Origin of the sequence: Pseudomonas sp. Leaf129 (assembly GCF_001423465.1) — a bacterium.
GTDB classification, from domain to species: Bacteria; Pseudomonadota; Gammaproteobacteria; order Pseudomonadales; family Pseudomonadaceae; genus Aquipseudomonas; species Aquipseudomonas coleopterorum.
In genome coordinates, this window is the sequence record NZ_LMOC01000001.1 from 1,535,557 (window position 1) to 1,553,673 (window position 18,117).

Below are 18,117 nucleotides of genomic sequence, written 5' to 3' on the forward strand. Positions count from 1 at the left end.
GCACAAAAAAACCCGTCATTTGACGGGTTTTTTTGTGGGTGGAGGTAAATGTCGCAGTCAGCAGGTCCGACGCTTTCGCGGGAAAAGCCCGCTCCCACAAGGACCTGCAGAAATCAACGCTGGCCTCAACTGACCTGCACACCCCCGCTCAACGCCAGGTCCATCAACTCGCGATTCGCCACCGCATACATGGCGTAATCGGTCCCTGTTGCCGCCTTGATCTCGTCGAGCATGGCGCGCCAGCGCTTGACCATCACCTCATGCTGTTCCAGCCACAGATCCAGGCGCTCCTCGACGTCGCCAGGCGCATCCTGCATCTTCAGCACGGAGATGGTGATCGCCCGTTGCTGTAGGTCGATGTCGTCGCGGAACGCCTCGCGGGCCAGCGCCTGCCAGTTGTTATCCACCGGCAGGCTGCTGATCTGCTGCAGGTACCAGGTCAGGTCCAGCTTGCTGCCCACGGCGAAGAACGCCTTGGCCACTTCGGCGGCGTTCTGACCAGTTACATCCGATGCTTCGATGATCGGCAGCAACGTGTACAGGTGGCTGGTACCGGCGACCATGCGCGCCAGCAATTCCGGCACGCCCGACTCGACGTAGCCCTGGTAGCGGGCCTGCCAGCGCTCGCGGGTCGGTCCCTCGAGCAGTTCGTCGAGCTTGAGGCCCAGCGCCGCGATGTGCGGACCGAAGTGCGCCACGTCGCGACCGGCGTCCAGCTCGTTGCGGCGGCTGCGCAGGAACCAGCGGGTGGCGCGACGGCCCAGGCGCATCAGCTCGTCCATCAACGCCAACTGCACATCGGCGGAGACCTGATAGTCCAGTGCCTCGATCTGGCGGAACCAGTGCGGCAGGTGGAAGATGTCGCGCACGATGGCGTAGGCGCCGACCACGCTGGCCGGCGTCATGCCCGTGGACTCCTTCAAACGCTGGACGAAGGTGATGCCCATGTTGTTGACCAGGTCGTTGGCGATCTGGGTGCTGACGATCTCGCGCTTGAGGCGGTGGCTGCGCATGGCCTCGGCGTATTTGCTGACCAGCGACGGCGGGAACGCCGTTTCCATGTCGCGGGTCAGGTAGACGTCGTCGGGTACCGGCGAGGCCAGCAGCGCTTCGTTGAGGTCGATCTTGCTGTAGGAGATCAGCACCGACAGCTCGGCCCGGGTCAGGCCCTGCTTGTTCGCCACGCGCTCGTTGAGCTGCTCCTCGGTCGGCAGGAATTCGATGGCCCGGTCGAGCTTGCCACGCGCCTCGAGGTCGGCCATCAGACGACGGTACTCGGCCAGGCGCTCATAGGCCTTGCGCGCCGCCAGCGACAACGCCTGGGTCTGCTTGTAGTTGTTGCCCAGCACCAGATGGCCGACTTCCTCGGTCATGCTGCCCAGCAGCAGGTTGCGCTGCTTCTCGGTCATGTCGCCGGCCTGCACGGCTTCGTTGAGCAGGATCTTGATGTTGACCTCGTGGTCGGAGCAATCCACCCCCGCCGCGTTGTCGATGAAGTCGGTGTTGGTGGCACCGCCGTTGAGGCCGAACTCGACACGCCCCAGTTGGGTCATGCCCAGGTTGCCGCCCTCGCCCACCACCTTGCAGCGCAGCTCGTTCCCGTTGACGCGCAGCGCATCGTTGGCCTTGTCGCCAACATCCGCATGGCTTTCGTCGCTGGATTTGACGTAGGTACCGATACCGCCGTTCCACAGCAGGTCGACCGGTGCCTTGAGCAGCGCATTGAGCAGTTCGGTCGGGGTCAGCTTGTCGGCCTTGATGTCGAAGCGTTCTTTCATCTGCGCGCTGATGGCGATGCTCTTGGCACTGCGCGAGAAGATCCCACCACCGGCGGACATGATCGAGGTGTCGTAGTCGCTCCACGCCGAGCGCGGCAGGTCGTACAGGCGCTGACGTTCGGCGAAGCTGCTGGCGGGTTCCGGGTTGGGGTCGATGAAGATATGCAGGTGGTTGAACGCCGCCACCAGTTGCAGCTTGTCGGACATCAGCAGGCCGTTGCCGAACACGTCACCAGCCATGTCGCCGATACCGATGACGGTGATGCTGTCTTTCTGCACGTTGATGCCGCGCTCGCGGAAATGCCGCTGCACGCCGACCCAGGCACCCTTGGCGGTGATGCCCATCTTCTTGTGGTCGTAGCCTGCCGAGCCGCCCGAAGCGAACGCGTCGCCGAGCCAGAAACCGTAGTCGATGGCGATGCCGTTGGCGATGTCGGAAAAGGTCGCGGTGCCCTTGTCCGCAGCCACCACCAGGTACGGATCATCATCGTCGTGACGCACGACGTTGGCCGGCGGCACGACGCTGCCATCCTTGAGGTTATCGGTGATGTCGAGCAGCCCGGAGATGAAGATGCGGTAGCAGGCCACCGCCTCGTTCTGCACCTCGTCGCGGCTGCCGCCCAGGGGCAGGCGGCGCGGAACGAACCCGCCTTTTGCGCCCACCGGCACGATCACCGAGTTCTTCACGTGCTGCGCCTTGACCAGGCCCAGCACTTCGGTGCGGAAGTCTTCCTCGCGGTCCGACCAGCGCAGGCCACCACGAGCGACGTTGCCGAAGCGCAGGTGAACACCTTCGACCCGTGGCGAGTAGACGAATATCTCGAACTTGGGTACTGGCTTGGGCAACTCGGGAATCAGCTTGGGGTTGAACTTGAAGCTGAAGTACGACTTCACCTGGCCATTGCTGTCCGGCTGGTAGAAGTTGGTGCGCAGAGTGGCCTTGATCAGGTCCAGGTAGCGACGCAGGATGCGGTCTTCGTTGAGCACCTGAACGTCGTCCAGGGCGGTGAGAATCGCCTGTTCCAGACGCTGCTGCTTGTCGTCCAGGTCGTCGCCGGCCAGCTTGCGTGCCAGGTAGAAGCGGGTCTTGAACAACCGCGTCAGTTCGCGGGCGATGTCGGTGTGGTTGTTCAGGGTGCTGGCGATGTAGCCCAGATCGAAGCCCAGGCGAATCTGCTTGAGGTAGCGCGCGTAGGCACGCAGCAGGGCAACGTCGCGCCACGGCAGGCCTGCGGTCAGCACCAGCCGGTTGAACGCATCGTTCTCGGCATCGCCGCGCACGATGTGCACGAAAGCATCCTGCAACGTGTCGTTGAGCTGTTGGATGTCCAGATTCAAGCCTTCGCTGTAGGTGAAGGCGAAGTCGTGGATCCAGTACTCGCGGCCGCTGCGATGACGCAGGCGGTACGGGAACTCGCCGAGCACGCGCAGGCCCAGGTTCTCCAGGATCGGCAGGACGTCGGAGAGCGCCAGCGGCGTGTCGGCGTGATACAGCTTGCAGTGCAGCTGGCGTTCACCGCTCTGCGCCAGTGGCTGGTAGAAGCTCATCACCAGCGGGCGGGCTTCGGACAGGGCCAGCAGGTGCTGCATGTCCACCACTGCCGAGTGCGCCGCGAAGCGCTCGCGGAAACCGGCCGGGAAGCCTTTCGGGAAATCGACCAGCACGTTGGTGCCGGCGGCCTCGCCGAAGCTTTCGATGGTCAGGCTGGCGTAGTCGTCCTGCCACGAACGGCAGGCCTGGATCACTTCGTTTTCCAGCTGCTGCGGGTCGATGTCGATGCGGTTCTTCGGATCCACACGCAGAATCAGCTGCACACGCGCCAGCACCGACTCGGAGAAGAACGTCCAGAACTCGCAGTCCGTGGCCTTGAGGCGGTCCATCAGCACCTGCTGGATCTTCTGCCGCACTTCGGTGGAATAGACGTCGCGCGGCACGTAGGCCAGGCAGTAGCAGAAACGGCCGTAAGGGTCCTTGCGCAGGAACACGCGGATCTTGTTGCGCTCCTGGATCTGCACGATCGACATGACCGTGCTGAACAGCTCGTCGATCGGCGTCTGGAACAGGTCGTCACGCGGCAGCACTTCGACCACCTGGGCCAGTTCCTTGCCCAGGTGCGCCTTGGCATGGAAACCAGAGCGGCGTTCGATCTCGGCGACCTTGCGGCGAATGTAGGGGATCTCGCGCACGCTCTCGCCATACACAGACGAGGTGTACAGGCCCATGAAGCGGCATTCCTTGAGCACCTTGCCGTCGGCATCGATCTGGCGGATCGACACGTAGTCCGGGTAGGCCGGACGATGCACGCGGCTTGGATGGGCCGCCTTGGCGAAGGACAGCAGCATCGGCTCGTGCAGGTATTGCACGGCGTAGTCTTCGATGTGCAGTTCTTCGCTGCTCAGGCCGGCGCGCAGCAGCCGGGTCAGGCCGAGGAAGGACGCGGGGTCGTAGCTGAGCTGACCGCCCTGGGCGTCGGCATCGACCACGAATTCCTCGTAGCCCAGAAAGGTGAAGTGGTTGTCGGTCAACCATTCGAGGAAGGCCTTGATCTCGCCCTTTTCCTGCTCGTCGCTGGCGAACGCGGTCTGCTCCACGAGGGTGATCATTTCGCGGACCTTGGCCTTCATCGGCTCGAAGTCCTGCACCGCGATGCGCACCTCGCCCAGCACCTGCTCCAGCTCGCGAGCGAGCACGTTGAGTTCGGCGGCGTTGGCGCAGCGGTCGATTTCCAGGTACATCAGCGATTCGTGCAGGACGTCTTCGCCCTGGGCACCCTTGGCCAGCACTTCGAGCAGCTCGCCCTGGCTGCCGCGGCGCACGCTGAGCACGGTGGTCTGGAGGGTATGAATGCTGTAGCCGCGGCGGTTGAGCTCGGTACGCACCGAGTCCACCAGGAACGGCAGGTCGTGATGCAGCACCTCGACGGCGGTGTGGGTGGACTGCCAGCCGTGACGTTCGTAATCGGGGTTGTAGACCCGCACCTGCGGCTTGGCATGATCGAAGCGCTGCAGCAGGCGCCACGCCGACAGGGTGCAGCCGGCCAGGTCGCTGAGGCGACGCTGGGTGAGTTCGTCCAACGAGATGATGCCAAAGAACTGATCGGCGAACAGCGCCACTTGTGGCAGTTGCTGCTCGCTGATGTGCTGAGCCAGGGCCGATTGCAGTTGATGCTGGAAGTCGGCTTTGCTGGCTGCGGTGAAGAACGCCATCTGTGGTACTCCGCTTGGGCTTTGTTATTGGGTGAAGCGTCGCAGGTCACCCCGGTTCGGATCAACCATAGCCAATCCGGCGCTGCAGGGCGACATTCAAGAGGTCCAACGACCTAGCTTACCCAGAGCCCGGCATGCACTCTTGCGGTGCGGCGACATATTCGGTCATGCAGGAGTTATCGTACGAGCCCGCTGGCACGGGCGTTCCAGCCACCTTGCAGCTTTACCGGTATAATCACGCCACTTTCCTACAATGGGACCTCCCGCATGCGCATGACCGCCTCCCTGCTGATGGCCAACCCTCGCGACGAAGAAGAAGACGACATGGCCCTGCTCTGCTGCCATGGCAGCGAAGGGGAAATGTTTCTGATGACGCGTTTTCCGGACGAAGAAGAGCTGGAAATCACCCTCGGCGAAGACCCTTACCTGCTGCGTGACCTCAAGGTGACCCTGAGCGCCAACCGCCTGCTGGTGGAAGTGGCCGCTGCAGATGCCGATGTGTTCGGTGGCGATGATCTGCTGGAAATCGAGCATGCCAGCGATGCGGCGGAACTGGCGGAGATCGGGGAGACGTTGAGGACTTTGCTGGCGGGTGTCGGGACATTGGAAATCAACTGACCTCGCTCTCCGCAGCCCTGTCTATCTGCATACGTGTAGGAGCGGCCAGTGGCCGCGAAATGGCCGGCCGACGCAACCGATCTCTGTGGCCGTGCAAGCTTGTTCGCGGCCACTGGCCGCTCCTACGGAACTCAGAGGTGCCCGGTCGAACACGCCGATTCCTCTCCCACCCCCCAATGCATTAAAGTAGCTGCCCCCGGCCAAGACGCCCTCACCCGCGTACTCGGTCCCTTCTTCAGGAACCGTCAACGATGGAACATCGTGAAGCGCTGATCGCGCTGCGAACCTTTCTTTCCACGCAGATCCTTGGCCAGGAGAAACTGGTCGAGCGCCTGCTGATCGTGTTGCTGGCAGACGGTCACATGCTGGTCGAGGGCGCGCCGGGGCTGGCCAAGACCAAAGCGATCAAGGAACTGGCCGAAGGCGTCGAAGCGCAGTTCCATCGTATCCAGTTCACTCCAGACCTGCTGCCCGCCGACATCACCGGCACCGAGATCTATCGACCTGAAACCGGCAGCTTCGTGTTCCAGCAGGGTCCGATCTTTCATAACCTGGTGCTCGCCGACGAGATCAACCGGGCGCCGGCCAAGGTCCAGTCGGCGCTGCTCGAAGCCATGGCCGAGCGCCAGGTGAGTGTCGGGCGCAGCACCTACGACCTCTCGCCCTTGTTTCTGGTGATGGCCACGCAGAACCCGATCGAACAGGAAGGTACCTATCCCCTGCCCGAGGCACAGCTGGACCGGTTCCTGATGCATGTCAAGATCGGCTTTCCGGATGCAGCCGTGGAACGGCGCATTCTGCAGCAGGCCCGGGGCGAGGCGCTCAATGGCGAAACCAAGCCGGAGCGGCGTGTCAGTCAGCAGGCGATTTTCGCCGCGCGCAAGGAAATCCTCGGGCTGTACATGGCCGACGCGGTGGAGGAATACCTGGTGCAACTGGTCATGGCGACGCGCACCCCGAGCAAGTTCGACGCCGAACTCGGCGAGTGGCTGGCCTACGGTGCCAGCCCGCGCGGGTCCATCTCGCTGGACCGTTGCGCACGGGCCCACGCCTGGCTGGCAGGACGTGACTTCGTCAGCCCGGAAGACATCCAGGCCGTGCTCTTCGACGTGCTGCGCCACCGCATCATCCTGTCGTTCGAGGCAGAAGCCGCCGGTGTCGACCAGGATCGCGTGATCCAGCGCATCCTCGACGTCGTGGCCGTCGCCTGAGCCCATGAGCCAGGAGCCGAGGCCAGAGCCTGGCATTCGCATCAGCCTGGCCGAGCTGATCGAAATGCGCCATCGGGTGCGCGAGGTGCAGTTGTTCTCCACCCCGGCCCAGCGCAGCCCATTGATCGGTTTGCATCATTCCAAGCTGCGCGGACGCGGTGTGGATTTCGACCAGGTGCGGGTTTATCAGGCCGGCGACGATGTGCGCAGCATCGACTGGCGCGTCACCGCACGCACCCAGGAGCCGCACACCAAGCTGTTTCATGAAGAGCGCGAGCGGCCGATCTTCATTCTTGTCGAACAGAGCCGACGGTTGTTCTTCGGCTCCGGCCAGATGTTCAAGTCGGTACTCGCGGCCCAGGCGGCCGCCCTGATCGGCTGGGCCGCGCTGGGGCATAACGACCGGGTCGGCGGGCTGGTGTTCGGCGATGGCGAGCACTATGAAATCAAGCCCCGGCGCAGCAAGCAGAGCCTGCTGCAGCTGCTCAACCGTCTGGTCCATGTGAATCAATCACTGCACACCGAAGCGTTGCCCGAGAAGGATGCGCTGGGCATGGCCCTGCGCCGGGCACGGGAGGTGCTGCGCCCTGGCAGTTTGGCCATCGTCATCTGTGACGAACGGGCGCTCACCGATGGCGCCGAGCAGCAGCTCAGTTTGCTCTCGCGTCATTGCGACCTGCTGTTGCTGCCAGTCTCCGACCCGCTCGACCATGCGCTGCCGGCCGCCGGGCTGTTGCGTTTCGCCCAGCGCGGCAGGCAGATGGACATCGATACGCTGAATCCGGACATGCGCCTGGCCTATCGCGCCCTGAGCGAGGCACGCATCGCTCGGTGGGAACGCCTGGCGCAGAAACTGCGCGTGCTGCTGATGCCTCTGAGCACTCAAAGCGAAATGATCGAGCAGCTGCGTGAGTACCTCAATCCGCAACGGCCGGGCAAACTCAAATGAGCACGCTCGAGCAACTGCAGCCTCTGATCGCGCCGCCGCCGATCGGCCTCTGGCCACCGGCGCCTGGCTGGTGGCTGCTCGCGGTGCTCCTGCCGGCGCTGGCATGGGCCAGCTGGCACTGGCGTCACCGCTGGCGGCGCAAGATCGTGCTGCCTGTTGCAGCCGAGCAACCCCTGGATCCCGTTCGCCAGGGCGCGCTGGAAGAGCTGGCGCGCCTGCCCAGACCCTACGACGGCGCCCCCGCAGGCGCCTGGTTGCAGCAGATCAACGGGCTGCTCAAGCGCCTGTGCCGCAACCATTATCCGAACGCCAACAGCCATGTGCTCAATGGCCGCCAGTGGCTGGCATTTCTCGACAACCGCTGCCCCGCCGCCGGCCTCACGCGCTGGATGGTGCTGGTGGAAGGGGTCTACAAACCCGAATGCAAGCTTGACGACAAGGCCATCGCCGGCCTGCAGCAGTCGGTCGAAACCTGGATACGCAAGCATGTTTGAGTTTGCCTGGCTGTGGGTCTTCGCCCTGCTGCCGCTGCCCTGGCTGCTGCGCGTGCTGTTGCCGCCAGCCGACAGCGGCGAGGCGGCGCTCAAGGTCAGCTTTCTCGATGAACTCGAAGGTCTGGCCGGTCGCCGCGCACGGATCAGCCTGCCGACCTGGCCGCAACAGGCACCCTACGTACTGCTGTGGCTGTTGCTGCTGATCGCCGCGGCACGCCCGCAGTGGCTGGGTGATCCCCTGCCCATCGCGGCCAGCGGTCGCGACCTGCTGGTAGCGGTGGATGTGTCCGGATCCATGGATTACCCCGACATGCGCTGGCAGAACGAGGACGTCAGCCGGCTGGAGCTGGTCCAGCGCCTGCTGGGCGACTTTCTCGAACATCGCCAGGGCGATCGGGTCGGTTTGATCCTCTTCGGCAGCAAGGCCTATGTGCAGGCGCCGCTGACCTTCGACCGACGCACGGTGCGTAGATGGCTGGACGAAGCGCGCATCGGCATCGCCGGCAAGAACACCGCGATCGGCGATGCGATCGGCCTGGCGCTCAAGCGTCTGCGCCAGCGCCCGGCGCAGAGCCGGGTATTGATTCTGGTCACCGACGGCGCCAACAACGGCGGTCAGATCCACCCCATCACGGCGGCGCGCCTGGCGGCTCAGGAGCATGTGCGCATCCATACCATCGGCATCGGCGCCGACCCCAGCGCCGATGGCGCGCTGAGCATGCTCGGCCTCAACCCTAGCCTGGATCTGGACGAGCCGAGCCTGCGAGAGATCGCACAGATCACCGGCGGTCAGTATTTCCGTGCCCGCGACGGCGACCAGCTGCAGGCCATCGGCGCCAGCCTGGATACGCTGGAACCGGTCGACCAGCAGCCCACCCAAGCCCGTCCGGCGCAGGCCCTGTACATCTGGCCGTTGAGCGCGGCGTTGCTGCTCAGCGTATTGCTGGTGGTGCGCGAGAACTGGCCGAACAATCCGCTGCAACGATTTCTGCGCCAGCGCCGGTTTCTGCCGACCGCACCGCAGTGGCGCGAGCGCCTGGAGCGGCTGCAGTTGCGGAGGCGCAAATGATCGAGGCGTGGCCGCATTGGTTTCGGCCCTGGTGGTTACTGGCCTGGCCTGCGCTGGCCTGGCTACTCTGGCAACTGTGGCACCGGCAGAAACGCGCCGGGCGCTGGCAGTTGCTGCTGCCGCGCCACTTTCACGCGGTATTGCTGGGCGGTGGCAGCGGCCGCCAGAGCAAGGCGCCGTGGATCGTGCTGGGCCTGGCCTGGCTGTTGACGGGCGTAGCCCTCTTGGGCCCCAGTTGGCAGCGCATCGAGCAGCCCGGCCGAACGGTCGTCGACCCGCTGGTGGTGGTCCTGGCGCTGAGCCCCGACATGCTCGCCACCGACGTGGCGCCCAACCGCCTGGAACAGGCCCGGCGCAAGCTGCTGGACCTGCTCAACGCACGTCGCGATGCGCAGACGGCCCTCATCGTCTACGCCGGCAGCGCCCACGTGCTGGTGCCGCTGTCCGACGACCTGGGCACCAGCCGCAACCTGCTGGAGGCGATCAAGCCTTCGATCATGCCGGTCGAAGGCCAGCGCGCCGACCTCGGTGTACAACGGGCCCTCGAACTGCTCGACCAGGCCGAACAGGGCCAGGGACGCATTCTGCTGCTGACGTCGCAATTGTCCGAAGCAGAGCGCAGGGGTATTGCCCAGCGTCTGAACAACCACTCGCCACAGTTGTTGATCCTGGGTATCGGCACCCGCGACGGTGCGCCGGTAAAGCAGGAAAACGGCGACTTCCTCAAAGACGAACAAGGTGCGATCCGCCTGTCCCGCCTCGACGGGGCCGGGCTGCGCAGCTTCGCCGCCGACGTCGGCGGCCTGTACCGCCAGGCACGTATGGATGACCTGGATCTGCGCAACCTCGGACTGTTCGATCGCCCTGCAGTGTTGCGCAGCAATGGCACCACGCAACAGCTGGACAGCTGGGCCGATCAGGGTCACTGGTTGCTGCTGCCCCTGCTGTTTCTGGCCGCCCTTGCTGGCCGTCGCGGCTGGCTGTTCTGCCTGCCGCTGTGCTTGATGATGGCGCCTCAGCCCGGCTATGCCTTCGAGTTCCAGGACCTTTGGCTACGCCGTGATCAGCAAGGGCAGGCCTTGCTCGAACAGCAGCGTCCGGCCCAGGCCGCGCGGCGGTTTAGCGATGCGCAGTGGCAAGGCATGGCGCTGTACGAGGCCGGCGACTACGAGGCGGCCGCCGAGCGTTTCGCTCAGGGCGACAGCGCCCGTGACCACTACAACCGCGGCAATGCCCTGGCCCGCAGCGGCGAGTTGGAAGCGGCGCTGGACGCCTACGACCAGGCCCTGGAGCGTCAGGCGGACCTGCGGCCAGCACTGGAAAACCGTGCGCTGGTGGAACAGTTGCTGCGCCAGGCGCCGACCGAGCCTGCCGCAACTTCCGCCAATCCCCCCGACAAACCGCAGGCACCGGGTGCCACGGCGCCAGACGGGCAGGAGCCGAATTCGTCCGCCACGGCCGACGAGCACGCCCAGGACACCGAGACCCAGAGTGGTCAGGAAAGCCCTGCCGGGCAAGCCGGGGGGGATCAGAATCAGGCACAATCCTCGCCACCGACCCAACCGCCAGGCGACGATTCCACGACCCGACCACCACCACGCCCGCCCCAGAGCAGCCTGGATGCCGAACAACGCCAGGCACTGGAGCAATGGTTGCGGCAGATTCCGGACGATCCGGCCGAGCTGTTGCGGCGTAAATTCTGGTACGAACAGCAACAGCATCAGGACAAGATTCGATGAGTCGCCTCAGTGCCCTCTGCATCAGTGCAACCCTGGCCGTACTGGCCCAATGGGCGCAGGCCGCCACCTTGGTAGCCAGCGTCGATCGCTCGCGGCTCAACTCGGGGGAAACGGTCGAGCTGACCCTGGAAACCAACGATGTCACGCAGTTCGGCAAGCCCGATCTGACGCCGCTCGAAGGTCCGTTCGAGGTGCGCGACACGCGTCAGGTCAACCGCCTCACCAGCCTGGATGGCGACCACCAGGCGACGACCCGCTGGATCATCACCCTGCTTCCGCGCCAGACCGGCAGCGTGACCATCGCCCCCCTGCAACTGGGTGAGCTGCGCAGCCAGCCGATCCTCTTGCAGGTGCTGCACAGTGACCAGCCGCCGCGGGCAAACATGGCGCCAGTGTTCATCGATGCCAGCCTGGATGGCGACAGTGTCTATGTGCAGGCCCAGGCGGTGTTGACCGTGCGCATCTATCACTCGGTGCCACTGTACGATGACAGCAACCTGACGCCCCTGCAGTTGGCCGATGCACGCGTCGAGCCGCTGGGTGGGTCGCGAACGTTCGAGAAGATCATCAACGGTGTCCGCCACGGCGTCATCGAGACGCGCTATGCCATTTATCCGCAACGCAGTGGCGAGGTGTCGATTCCGGCGCTGGTGTTCACCGCCACCACCGTCGAACCGGCCGCACCGGGCGAGAGCGGCAACAACGCGCCGCAGCCAGGCAAGCAGATCCGGGTGACGTCCGCCCCGATATCGTTGACCGTGAACGGTGTCCCTGCGGCCTACCCTGCCGATGTGCCCTGGTTGCCGGCACGCAGCTTGAGCCTGAGCGAAAGCTGGAACCCCGATCCGCCCAGCAGCCAGGTCGGCGACTCCCTGACCCGTACGTTGGAGGTCAAGGCCGAAGGCCTTTCCAGCGCGCAGCTGCCGGACCTGCCGGATACCCAGGTGGAAGGCCTGCGCCGCTACCCGGATCAGCCCCAGCTGAGCAATCGGACCGATGAGCGAGGCCTGACCGGCAGCCGCCAGGAGCGTGAAGCGTTGGTACCCTCACGCAGCGGCACCCTGCAATTACCGAGCGTCGAGGTGGTCTGGTGGAATACCCATGAAGACCATCTGGAACGTACCGCTCTGCCGGCGCGCAGCCTGGAAGTCGCCGGCAACGCCGGCCTGATGGTCGATGCGCCGGTCGGCAACGGCGATGCCGAGCCGGACGTGGCCTGGCCTTGGAAACTGGCCAGCGTGATGCTGCTATTCACCACGATGATCGGCTTTGCACTGTGGTGGCGGGCCCGGGGCCAGCCAGCGGTGCTGCGCACAGCGCAAAGCGGACCGAGCCCGCGCACCTTGCTTGATGACCTCAAGCGCGCGTGCCAGGCCAATGACGCTCAGGCCACACGTCAGGCCCTGGACGCCTGGGCGCGTCAGCAACCGGAGACACTGGCCGACATGGCGGCGCGCTTCGTGCCGTTGTCCGACGCCCTGGATGGGCTCAATGGAGCGCTCTACAGTGAAAGCGGCCAGTATTGGCAAGGCGAGGAACTGTGGCGCGCGATCGGCAGTATCCTGCGCAGCGGCCCGGCCCTGGATCCGGCGGCTGACAACGCCGGGTTGCCGCCGCTGTATCCAAAATGACCCCCACAGGGTGGGGATCTAGGGTCTGTGTGAAAAGTCTTGAGACGAAGGTCAGGTAAGGCGAAAACAGCCGAGGAAGCGGAGTTTACAGGTTGTAAATGAGCATTCCGAAGCTGTTTTCAACGCAGCATCACCGAGTATCAAGGCTTTTCGCACAGAGCCTAGAGCGGTTTGTGTTCGGTGTGGGTCCAGTCATGCAACAGGCTGTAAGCCACCGCCAGCAAGGTGGGGCCGATGAACAGGCCGATGAAACCGAACGCCAGCAGCCCGCCGAACACCCCCAGCAGCACGATCACCAGAGGCAGGTTGCCGCCGCGACTGATCAGGTAGGGCTTGAGCACGTTGTCCACGCCACTGATGACGAAGGTCCCCCAGATGCCGAGGAAAATCGCATAACCGTAGTCGCCATGCCACACCAGCCAGGCGGTGGCCGGGATCCAGGCCAGTGGCGGTCCCATGGGAATCAGGCTGAGCAGGAAGGTGACGATGCCCAGCACCAGGGCCCCCGGCACACCGGCAATGAGAAAGCCGATCAAGGCCAGGATCGCCTGAGCGGCGGCGGTGCCGATCACCCCGTTGACCACCCGTTGCACCGTGGCAGCCACCAGGTCGATGTAGTACCCAGCGCGTTCGCCGATCAGCCGTTGCAGCAGCCTGAGCACGAAGGCCGCCATCCGCGGCCCGTCGCGATAGAAAAAGAACACGAAGACCAGACTCAGGGTAAGTTCGAGAATCCCGCCACCGATCTGCGCGCTGCGGGCCAGCAGAAAGTTGCCGACCTGCCCCAGGTACGGCCGCACACTGGCCAGAAGCGCCGCGCCCTGCTCGTCGAGGGTGTTCCACAGGCCGACCAAGCTGCCACCGACCAGAGGAATGCCTGCCAGCCAATCGGGCGCATCGGGTAGCCCATCGACCTGGACATCACGGATGAAGGCCGTCGCATCGCGCACATGGTCGGCCAGGTTGAAACCCAGCCACACCAGCGGCAAGACCACCAGCAACATCCAGCAGCCCGTGAGAATGCCCGCGGCCAGCGACTCGCGTCCGTTAAGCCAGCGGGTCAGCAGACGCATCAGCGGCCAACTGGCATAGGCCAGGATCGCCCCCCACAGCAGCGCCGAGCAGAACGGCGCCAATACCCAAAGGCAGGCACCGAGCAAGGCCAGCAAGACGATCTGTACCAGCAGGCGGTCGTTACTCAGCATTCAGGCTCCAAAGGCCGAAACAGGCTCAACGAATGATTTCCAGGTGCAGCCCCTTGACGCTCTCGCTTCCGGTTTCCAGACGGGCGGCGCGTACGCCCTTGGCTACCAGGGCATCGCGCCAGGCGGCCGCCGAGGCAGGCGAGACGCCGGAGACGCTCGCGCGAATCGAGCTGTCGAGTTGCAGACTGCGGGCCAGCAAGGCCACCCAGGTGTCGTCGGGGGTTTCGCCAAGGGCGGGATAGTCGAGATCGCCGGTGCTGCGCAGTTCGTGCAGCACCGTGGCCGGCGTAGGCAGCAAGGTACCCAGCGGCGCGTCGGCGACGAAGGTTTCGACATGCAGATAGGCGCGACGGTTGCCGCGGGTGATGGCGTAGAGGGCGGTCAGGGTGTTGTCGTCTGGAGCGGCCTGGCGCAGCAGCACGAACGCCTGCTGATCGTCGGCCCCCGATAGCCGTGCGCCGTCGAAGACATCGTTGACCCACAAGCTGCTTTCCCCACAGTCGCGCGCCTGGCACCAGTACAGCGTATGCGCCCCACCCTGCTGCAAGGCCTCGCGTGCGTCGGTGAACGCCTGACCCGCCGTTTGGGTTTCGGGAAGCTCGTAAGTGGTGGAACTGACCTGGCCCTTGGCGTTGACCTGGCCATCCATGCGCAGCTTGCCGCTGATCTTGCGCAGCGACCCCAACGGATAGATGCGGTCCTTGTCGACCGCAGGGCGCTGGTCGACGACCTTGGCGTCGACCGGCCCCGGCACCTGGGCGGCGAACGCGGCGGTACTCAGCGCTGCGGTGCACAGCAAACCGGCGAGTACCGGCAGCAGCCGCTTGGGGGCGTTCATGAGGGCAGCAGGGCGTGAAGGGCCAAAGGGCCGTAGACGAGCATAGCAGCGAGTTCCATCGGGGGTCTTCTCCTGTTTCAACCTGACAAGCCTCGGCAGTTGACCGCTGCAAGTCAAGGTATCGCAAAAAAGCGATTGAAACAGTCTGCGACAAGCTTGGCCCCGGTGTCGTCATTCAGGTGCAGGTGATGGCCTCCGGGCAACTGCTGCACAGGGAGCCCCAACCGGGCCAGCAGCGCGGTATTGTTCACCAGCAGGCCCTCCTGCGCGAGGATCAACAGGCTGGGACAGCGAATCGCCTGAACGTACGCCAGTGCCTGCTCTTGGCTCAAGCGGACCGGCGACGGTAGGGTCAGGCGACTGTCGCTGCGCCAGCTGAATCCACCGGCCACGACTTCAAGCCCTCGCGCCGCCAACAACTCGGCCGCCTCGTGGCTGACGGCGATACGCCCATGCCTGCGCGCTGACACCGCCCGGGCGATGTCGGGATACACCGATTTGCGCTTATGAGCCAACGCCTGTTGCGCCTGCAGGGCTTCGCCGAGGCGCAGTGGCCCCTCCTCGGCAGCACCGAGCGGCGGCACCACACCGTCGATCAGCGCCAGGCGCTCTATTCGCTCGGGCATGGCGCTGGCCAGCAAGGTGGCGACGATCCCGCCCAGCGAGTGCCCCAGCAGGGAAAAGCGCTGCCACCCAAGCTGGTCAGCCGCCTGCAGCACGTCGTGGGCGTAGTCCCACAGGGCATAACCGGCGCCGATCGGGCGATGCCCGGAGTAACCATGCCCGGCCAGGTCGAGGGCGACGATGCGCAGCCCGGTCAGCTTCGGCGCCAGGCGGGCGAAGCTGTTGGCGTTGTCCAGCCAGCCATGCAGCGCCAGCACCGGCCTGCCGTCTTCGGGTCCGTAGACCTGAGCGGCCAGCTCGATATGGGGCAGCGACAGACGGATTTCGCGGACCGGCGCAGACACGACTCAGCGCGCCGGAGGGTTCTGCCCCAGCGGCACGACGGCCACCGTCAGGCGTGAAATGCAGCTGGGCTTGCCGTCGTCGCCTTGCAGGCGGATGTCCCATACGTGGGTGGTACGGCCGATGTGCACGGCACGAGCCACGCCTGTCACGCGGCCGCTGCGCAACCCACGCAGATGGTTGGCATTGACCTCCAGGCCCACACAGTAGAAACGCTCGGTATCGATGCACAGAAAACTGGCCATCGAGCCCAGGCTTTCGGCCAGCACCACCGAGGCGCCGCCATGGAGCAGGCCGAATGGTTGGTGGGTACGTGCGTCGACCGCCATGCTGGCGGTCAGGGACTGGCCATCGAAGCTTTCGAAGCGGATGTCGAGCAACTCGCCGATGGTGTTTTTCTGCGCGGCATTCAAGCGTTCCAGATCCGGTTCGGTGCGCCACAGGCTCATGGGTGTATTCCTGACAGGTTAGGGATGACGAACCGCTTGCAGGGACATCAGCCCCGCGAGCGGCCAGTCGCCGTGCAACTCGGCCAGGCTGGCCGTCTGCATGGGCTCGGGGTGACGCAGGTTGCCGTGCACGAGCAGGCTCAGCAGGTTGCCTACCAGCGGCTGATGGCTGACCAGCAGGACGTTGTCCAGACCCAGCGCCTCCAGGTGGCCGATGACCGCCAGAGGATCGCTGTCGGGCGTCAGCCAGGGCACGGTCTGTATCGGTGGAGCCGCCTGCAGGGCGCCATGAACCAGGGTTGCGGTCTGTTGTGCGCGCACATAGGGGCTGGCAAGGATGGCGTCCAGCGCTTGATCGTGCAGGTGCGCAGCGCTGCTCAGTGCCTGGCGCTCGCCGATGGAAGTCAGGGCACGCTCGGCATCGCTGCGGGCATGGCTGACGGCCTCACCATGACGCAGGACCCAGAGCTTCATGGTTTGGGCTCGTCATCGGCCAGCGGGCGACCCGCGCCTGCCGGGTGGGCCGTTTCGCCGTCGGCTGGACGCGCTTGGGGCCAGTCGGAAAACGGCCAGGGTTTGTGCTCGGTGTGGAAGCTGCCAAAGCGGCCGATCTGGGCCAGGTATTGGCTCAGGCTGTCGCCGAAGGCCATCATGCCCGCGTTCGGCGCGCCATAGACCAGACGATAGATCAGCTGCACCAGCACCAGCGCGCCGAGCAGGAACTGGGCGACCTGCCAGACCAGCACGAACACCACCATCCAGAGCACACGCAGTACGATGGCCTCGCGGTCCGGATCGTTGAAAGAACGGTTCATGAATTGCTCCTCAGTTGAAGCCGCTGGTGGAAATGAAGTCGACATCGGTTTTGGGTTCGGCCCTCATCAGCAGGTCGATGACCTGATTCAGGGTACGCCCTTCGAAGAGGATTGCATGCAGGCCCGCCACCAGCGGCATGTACACCTGCAGCTCTTGCGCCTTGGCCTTGAGCACCTTCAGGGTGTTGACCCCTTCGGCCACTTCGCCCAGGCGCGACACGGCGTCTTCCAGGCTCAAGCCTTCGCCCAGCGCGAACCCTACCTGATAGTTGCGGCTCTTGGGCGAGGAACAGGTGACGATGAGGTCACCGACTCCGGCCAGGCCCAGGAAAGTCATGGGGTTGGCACCCTGGCTGACGGCGAAGCGGGTCATTTCGGCGAGCGCGCGGGTGATCAGCATGCTCTTGGTGTTCTCGCCCATGCCCAATGCCACGGCCATGCCGGCAATGATCGCGTAGACGTTCTTGAGGGCGCCGCCCAGTTCGACGCCGAAGCGGTCACTGCTGGCATAGACGCGAAAGGTGCGGCCATGGAGAACGGCCTGGACGCGTTCGCAGAGGGCTTCGTCGGCGCTCGCCACCACGGTGGCGGTCAAGGCATGCTCGGCGATCTCGCGGGCCAGGTTGGGCCCGGACAGCACGCCGATGCGCGCGCCCGGCGCGACGTCTTCGAGGATCTCGCTCATCAGCTTGAAGGTCTGCGCCTCGATGCCCTTGGTCAGGCTGACCAGCATCTTGCCCGTCAGTTGCTCGGCGTGCACGGCCAGTACGCTGCGCAGGGCGCTGGAAGGCAGCGCGACGAAGATCAGCTCGCTGCCGGCGATTGTTGCGGGTAGGTCCGTGACCGGCGTCACCCCCGGCAGGATCTTTATACCTTTGAGGTAGCGCGGGTTTTCCCGGTTCAGCCGAATGGCCTCGGCCTGCTCCGGATCACGCATCCATTGCCGGACCGAATGGCCGTTCTCGGCCAGCAGGTTGGCCACGGCGGTGCCGAAACTACCTCCCCCCAGCACGGCTATCGGCTGCTCTTGAGTCATATCCCATCCATTTGGTCGAGTTGAAGGCGATTGACGACATTATACGGAGGCGTCCCGACACGACCAGTCCCGGCCTGCTCCCCGGCAACATTACGACTGGAATTGTCGCCCT

Annotated in this window: 15 protein-coding genes; 7 read left to right on the forward strand and 8 right to left on the reverse strand. The window is 64.9% G+C overall.

Going from position 1 to position 18,117, the window contains the following annotated elements:
• Nucleotides 1-125: 125 nt before the first annotated feature.
• Nucleotides 126-4,985 (reverse strand): NAD-glutamate dehydrogenase, encoded by a 4,860-nt coding sequence (locus ASF66_RS06675; RefSeq protein WP_056843214.1) that lies wholly within the window; start codon nucleotides 4,983-4,985, stop codon nucleotides 126-128.
• Between the two features lie 267 nt (nucleotides 4,986-5,252).
• Here ASF66_RS06675 and ASF66_RS06680 point away from each other — a divergent pair, with 267 nt between their 5' ends.
• The 7 genes from ASF66_RS06680 (at nucleotide 5,253) to ASF66_RS06710 (ending at nucleotide 12,696) form a co-directional block, all read left to right on the forward strand.
• Nucleotides 5,253-5,603, forward strand: coding sequence for a hypothetical protein (locus ASF66_RS06680; RefSeq protein WP_056843215.1), 351 nt, complete (start codon nucleotides 5,253-5,255; stop codon nucleotides 5,601-5,603).
• A gap of 251 nt (nucleotides 5,604-5,854) precedes the next feature.
• A complete protein-coding gene (locus tag ASF66_RS06685) occupies nucleotides 5,855-6,814 on the forward strand; it encodes an AAA family ATPase (protein WP_043187645.1) in 960 nt (319 codons plus the stop codon).
• Between the two features lie 4 nt (nucleotides 6,815-6,818).
• Nucleotides 6,819-7,763: a DUF58 domain-containing protein gene (locus ASF66_RS06690; RefSeq protein WP_049861000.1), complete on the forward strand. Its 945-nt coding sequence runs from the start codon at nucleotides 6,819-6,821 to the stop codon at nucleotides 7,761-7,763.
• Nucleotides 7,760-8,257, forward strand: a complete 498-nt coding sequence (locus tag ASF66_RS06695) for a DUF4381 domain-containing protein (protein ID WP_056843216.1) — start codon at nucleotides 7,760-7,762, stop codon at nucleotides 8,255-8,257. Before ASF66_RS06690 ends, ASF66_RS06695 begins: the two co-directional genes overlap by 4 nt.
• Nucleotides 8,250-9,326, forward strand: a complete 1,077-nt coding sequence (locus tag ASF66_RS06700; RefSeq protein WP_056843217.1) for a vWA domain-containing protein — start codon at nucleotides 8,250-8,252, stop codon at nucleotides 9,324-9,326. The genes ASF66_RS06695 and ASF66_RS06700 overlap by 8 nt, the downstream gene beginning before the upstream one ends.
• Nucleotides 9,323-11,065: a VWA domain-containing protein gene (locus ASF66_RS06705; RefSeq protein ID WP_056843218.1), complete on the forward strand. Its 1,743-nt coding sequence runs from the start codon at nucleotides 9,323-9,325 to the stop codon at nucleotides 11,063-11,065. Before ASF66_RS06700 ends, ASF66_RS06705 begins: the two co-directional genes overlap by 4 nt.
• On the forward strand, nucleotides 11,062-12,696 hold the full coding sequence (locus ASF66_RS06710) for a BatD family protein (protein WP_056843219.1): 1,635 nt from the start codon (nucleotides 11,062-11,064) through the stop codon (nucleotides 12,694-12,696). Before ASF66_RS06705 ends, ASF66_RS06710 begins: the two co-directional genes overlap by 4 nt.
• Before the next feature lie 161 nt (nucleotides 12,697-12,857).
• On the opposite strand, the gene ASF66_RS06715 is transcribed toward ASF66_RS06710, so the two are convergent.
• From ASF66_RS06715 to ASF66_RS06745, 7 genes are all read right to left on the reverse strand, one after another.
• Entirely contained in the window at nucleotides 12,858-13,901 is a 1,044-nt protein-coding gene (locus ASF66_RS06715) for an AI-2E family transporter (protein ID WP_056843220.1), read from the reverse strand.
• A gap of 25 nt (nucleotides 13,902-13,926) precedes the next feature.
• On the reverse strand, nucleotides 13,927-14,739 hold the full coding sequence (locus ASF66_RS06720; protein WP_056843221.1) for a DUF4892 domain-containing protein: 813 nt from the start codon (nucleotides 14,737-14,739) through the stop codon (nucleotides 13,927-13,929).
• Nucleotides 14,740-14,852: 113 nt separating this feature from the next.
• Nucleotides 14,853-15,707: an alpha/beta fold hydrolase gene (locus ASF66_RS06725; protein ID WP_056843222.1), complete on the reverse strand. Its 855-nt coding sequence runs from the start codon at nucleotides 15,705-15,707 to the stop codon at nucleotides 14,853-14,855.
• A 3-nt stretch (nucleotides 15,708-15,710) separates the two neighbouring features.
• A complete protein-coding gene (locus tag ASF66_RS06730; protein ID WP_049861008.1) occupies nucleotides 15,711-16,154 on the reverse strand; it encodes a hotdog fold thioesterase in 444 nt (147 codons plus the stop codon).
• A gap of 18 nt (nucleotides 16,155-16,172) precedes the next feature.
• Nucleotides 16,173-16,628, reverse strand: coding sequence for a phosphohistidine phosphatase SixA (gene sixA / locus ASF66_RS06735; RefSeq protein WP_056843223.1), 456 nt, complete (start codon nucleotides 16,626-16,628; stop codon nucleotides 16,173-16,175).
• Entirely contained in the window at nucleotides 16,625-16,969 is a 345-nt protein-coding gene (locus ASF66_RS06740; RefSeq protein WP_049861010.1) for a DUF4389 domain-containing protein, read from the reverse strand. The genes sixA and ASF66_RS06740 overlap by 4 nt, the downstream gene beginning before the upstream one ends.
• Before the next feature lie 10 nt (nucleotides 16,970-16,979).
• Nucleotides 16,980-18,005, reverse strand: coding sequence for an NAD(P)H-dependent glycerol-3-phosphate dehydrogenase (locus ASF66_RS06745; protein WP_056843224.1), 1,026 nt, complete (start codon nucleotides 18,003-18,005; stop codon nucleotides 16,980-16,982).
• Between the last annotated feature and the right edge of the window lie 112 nt (nucleotides 18,006-18,117).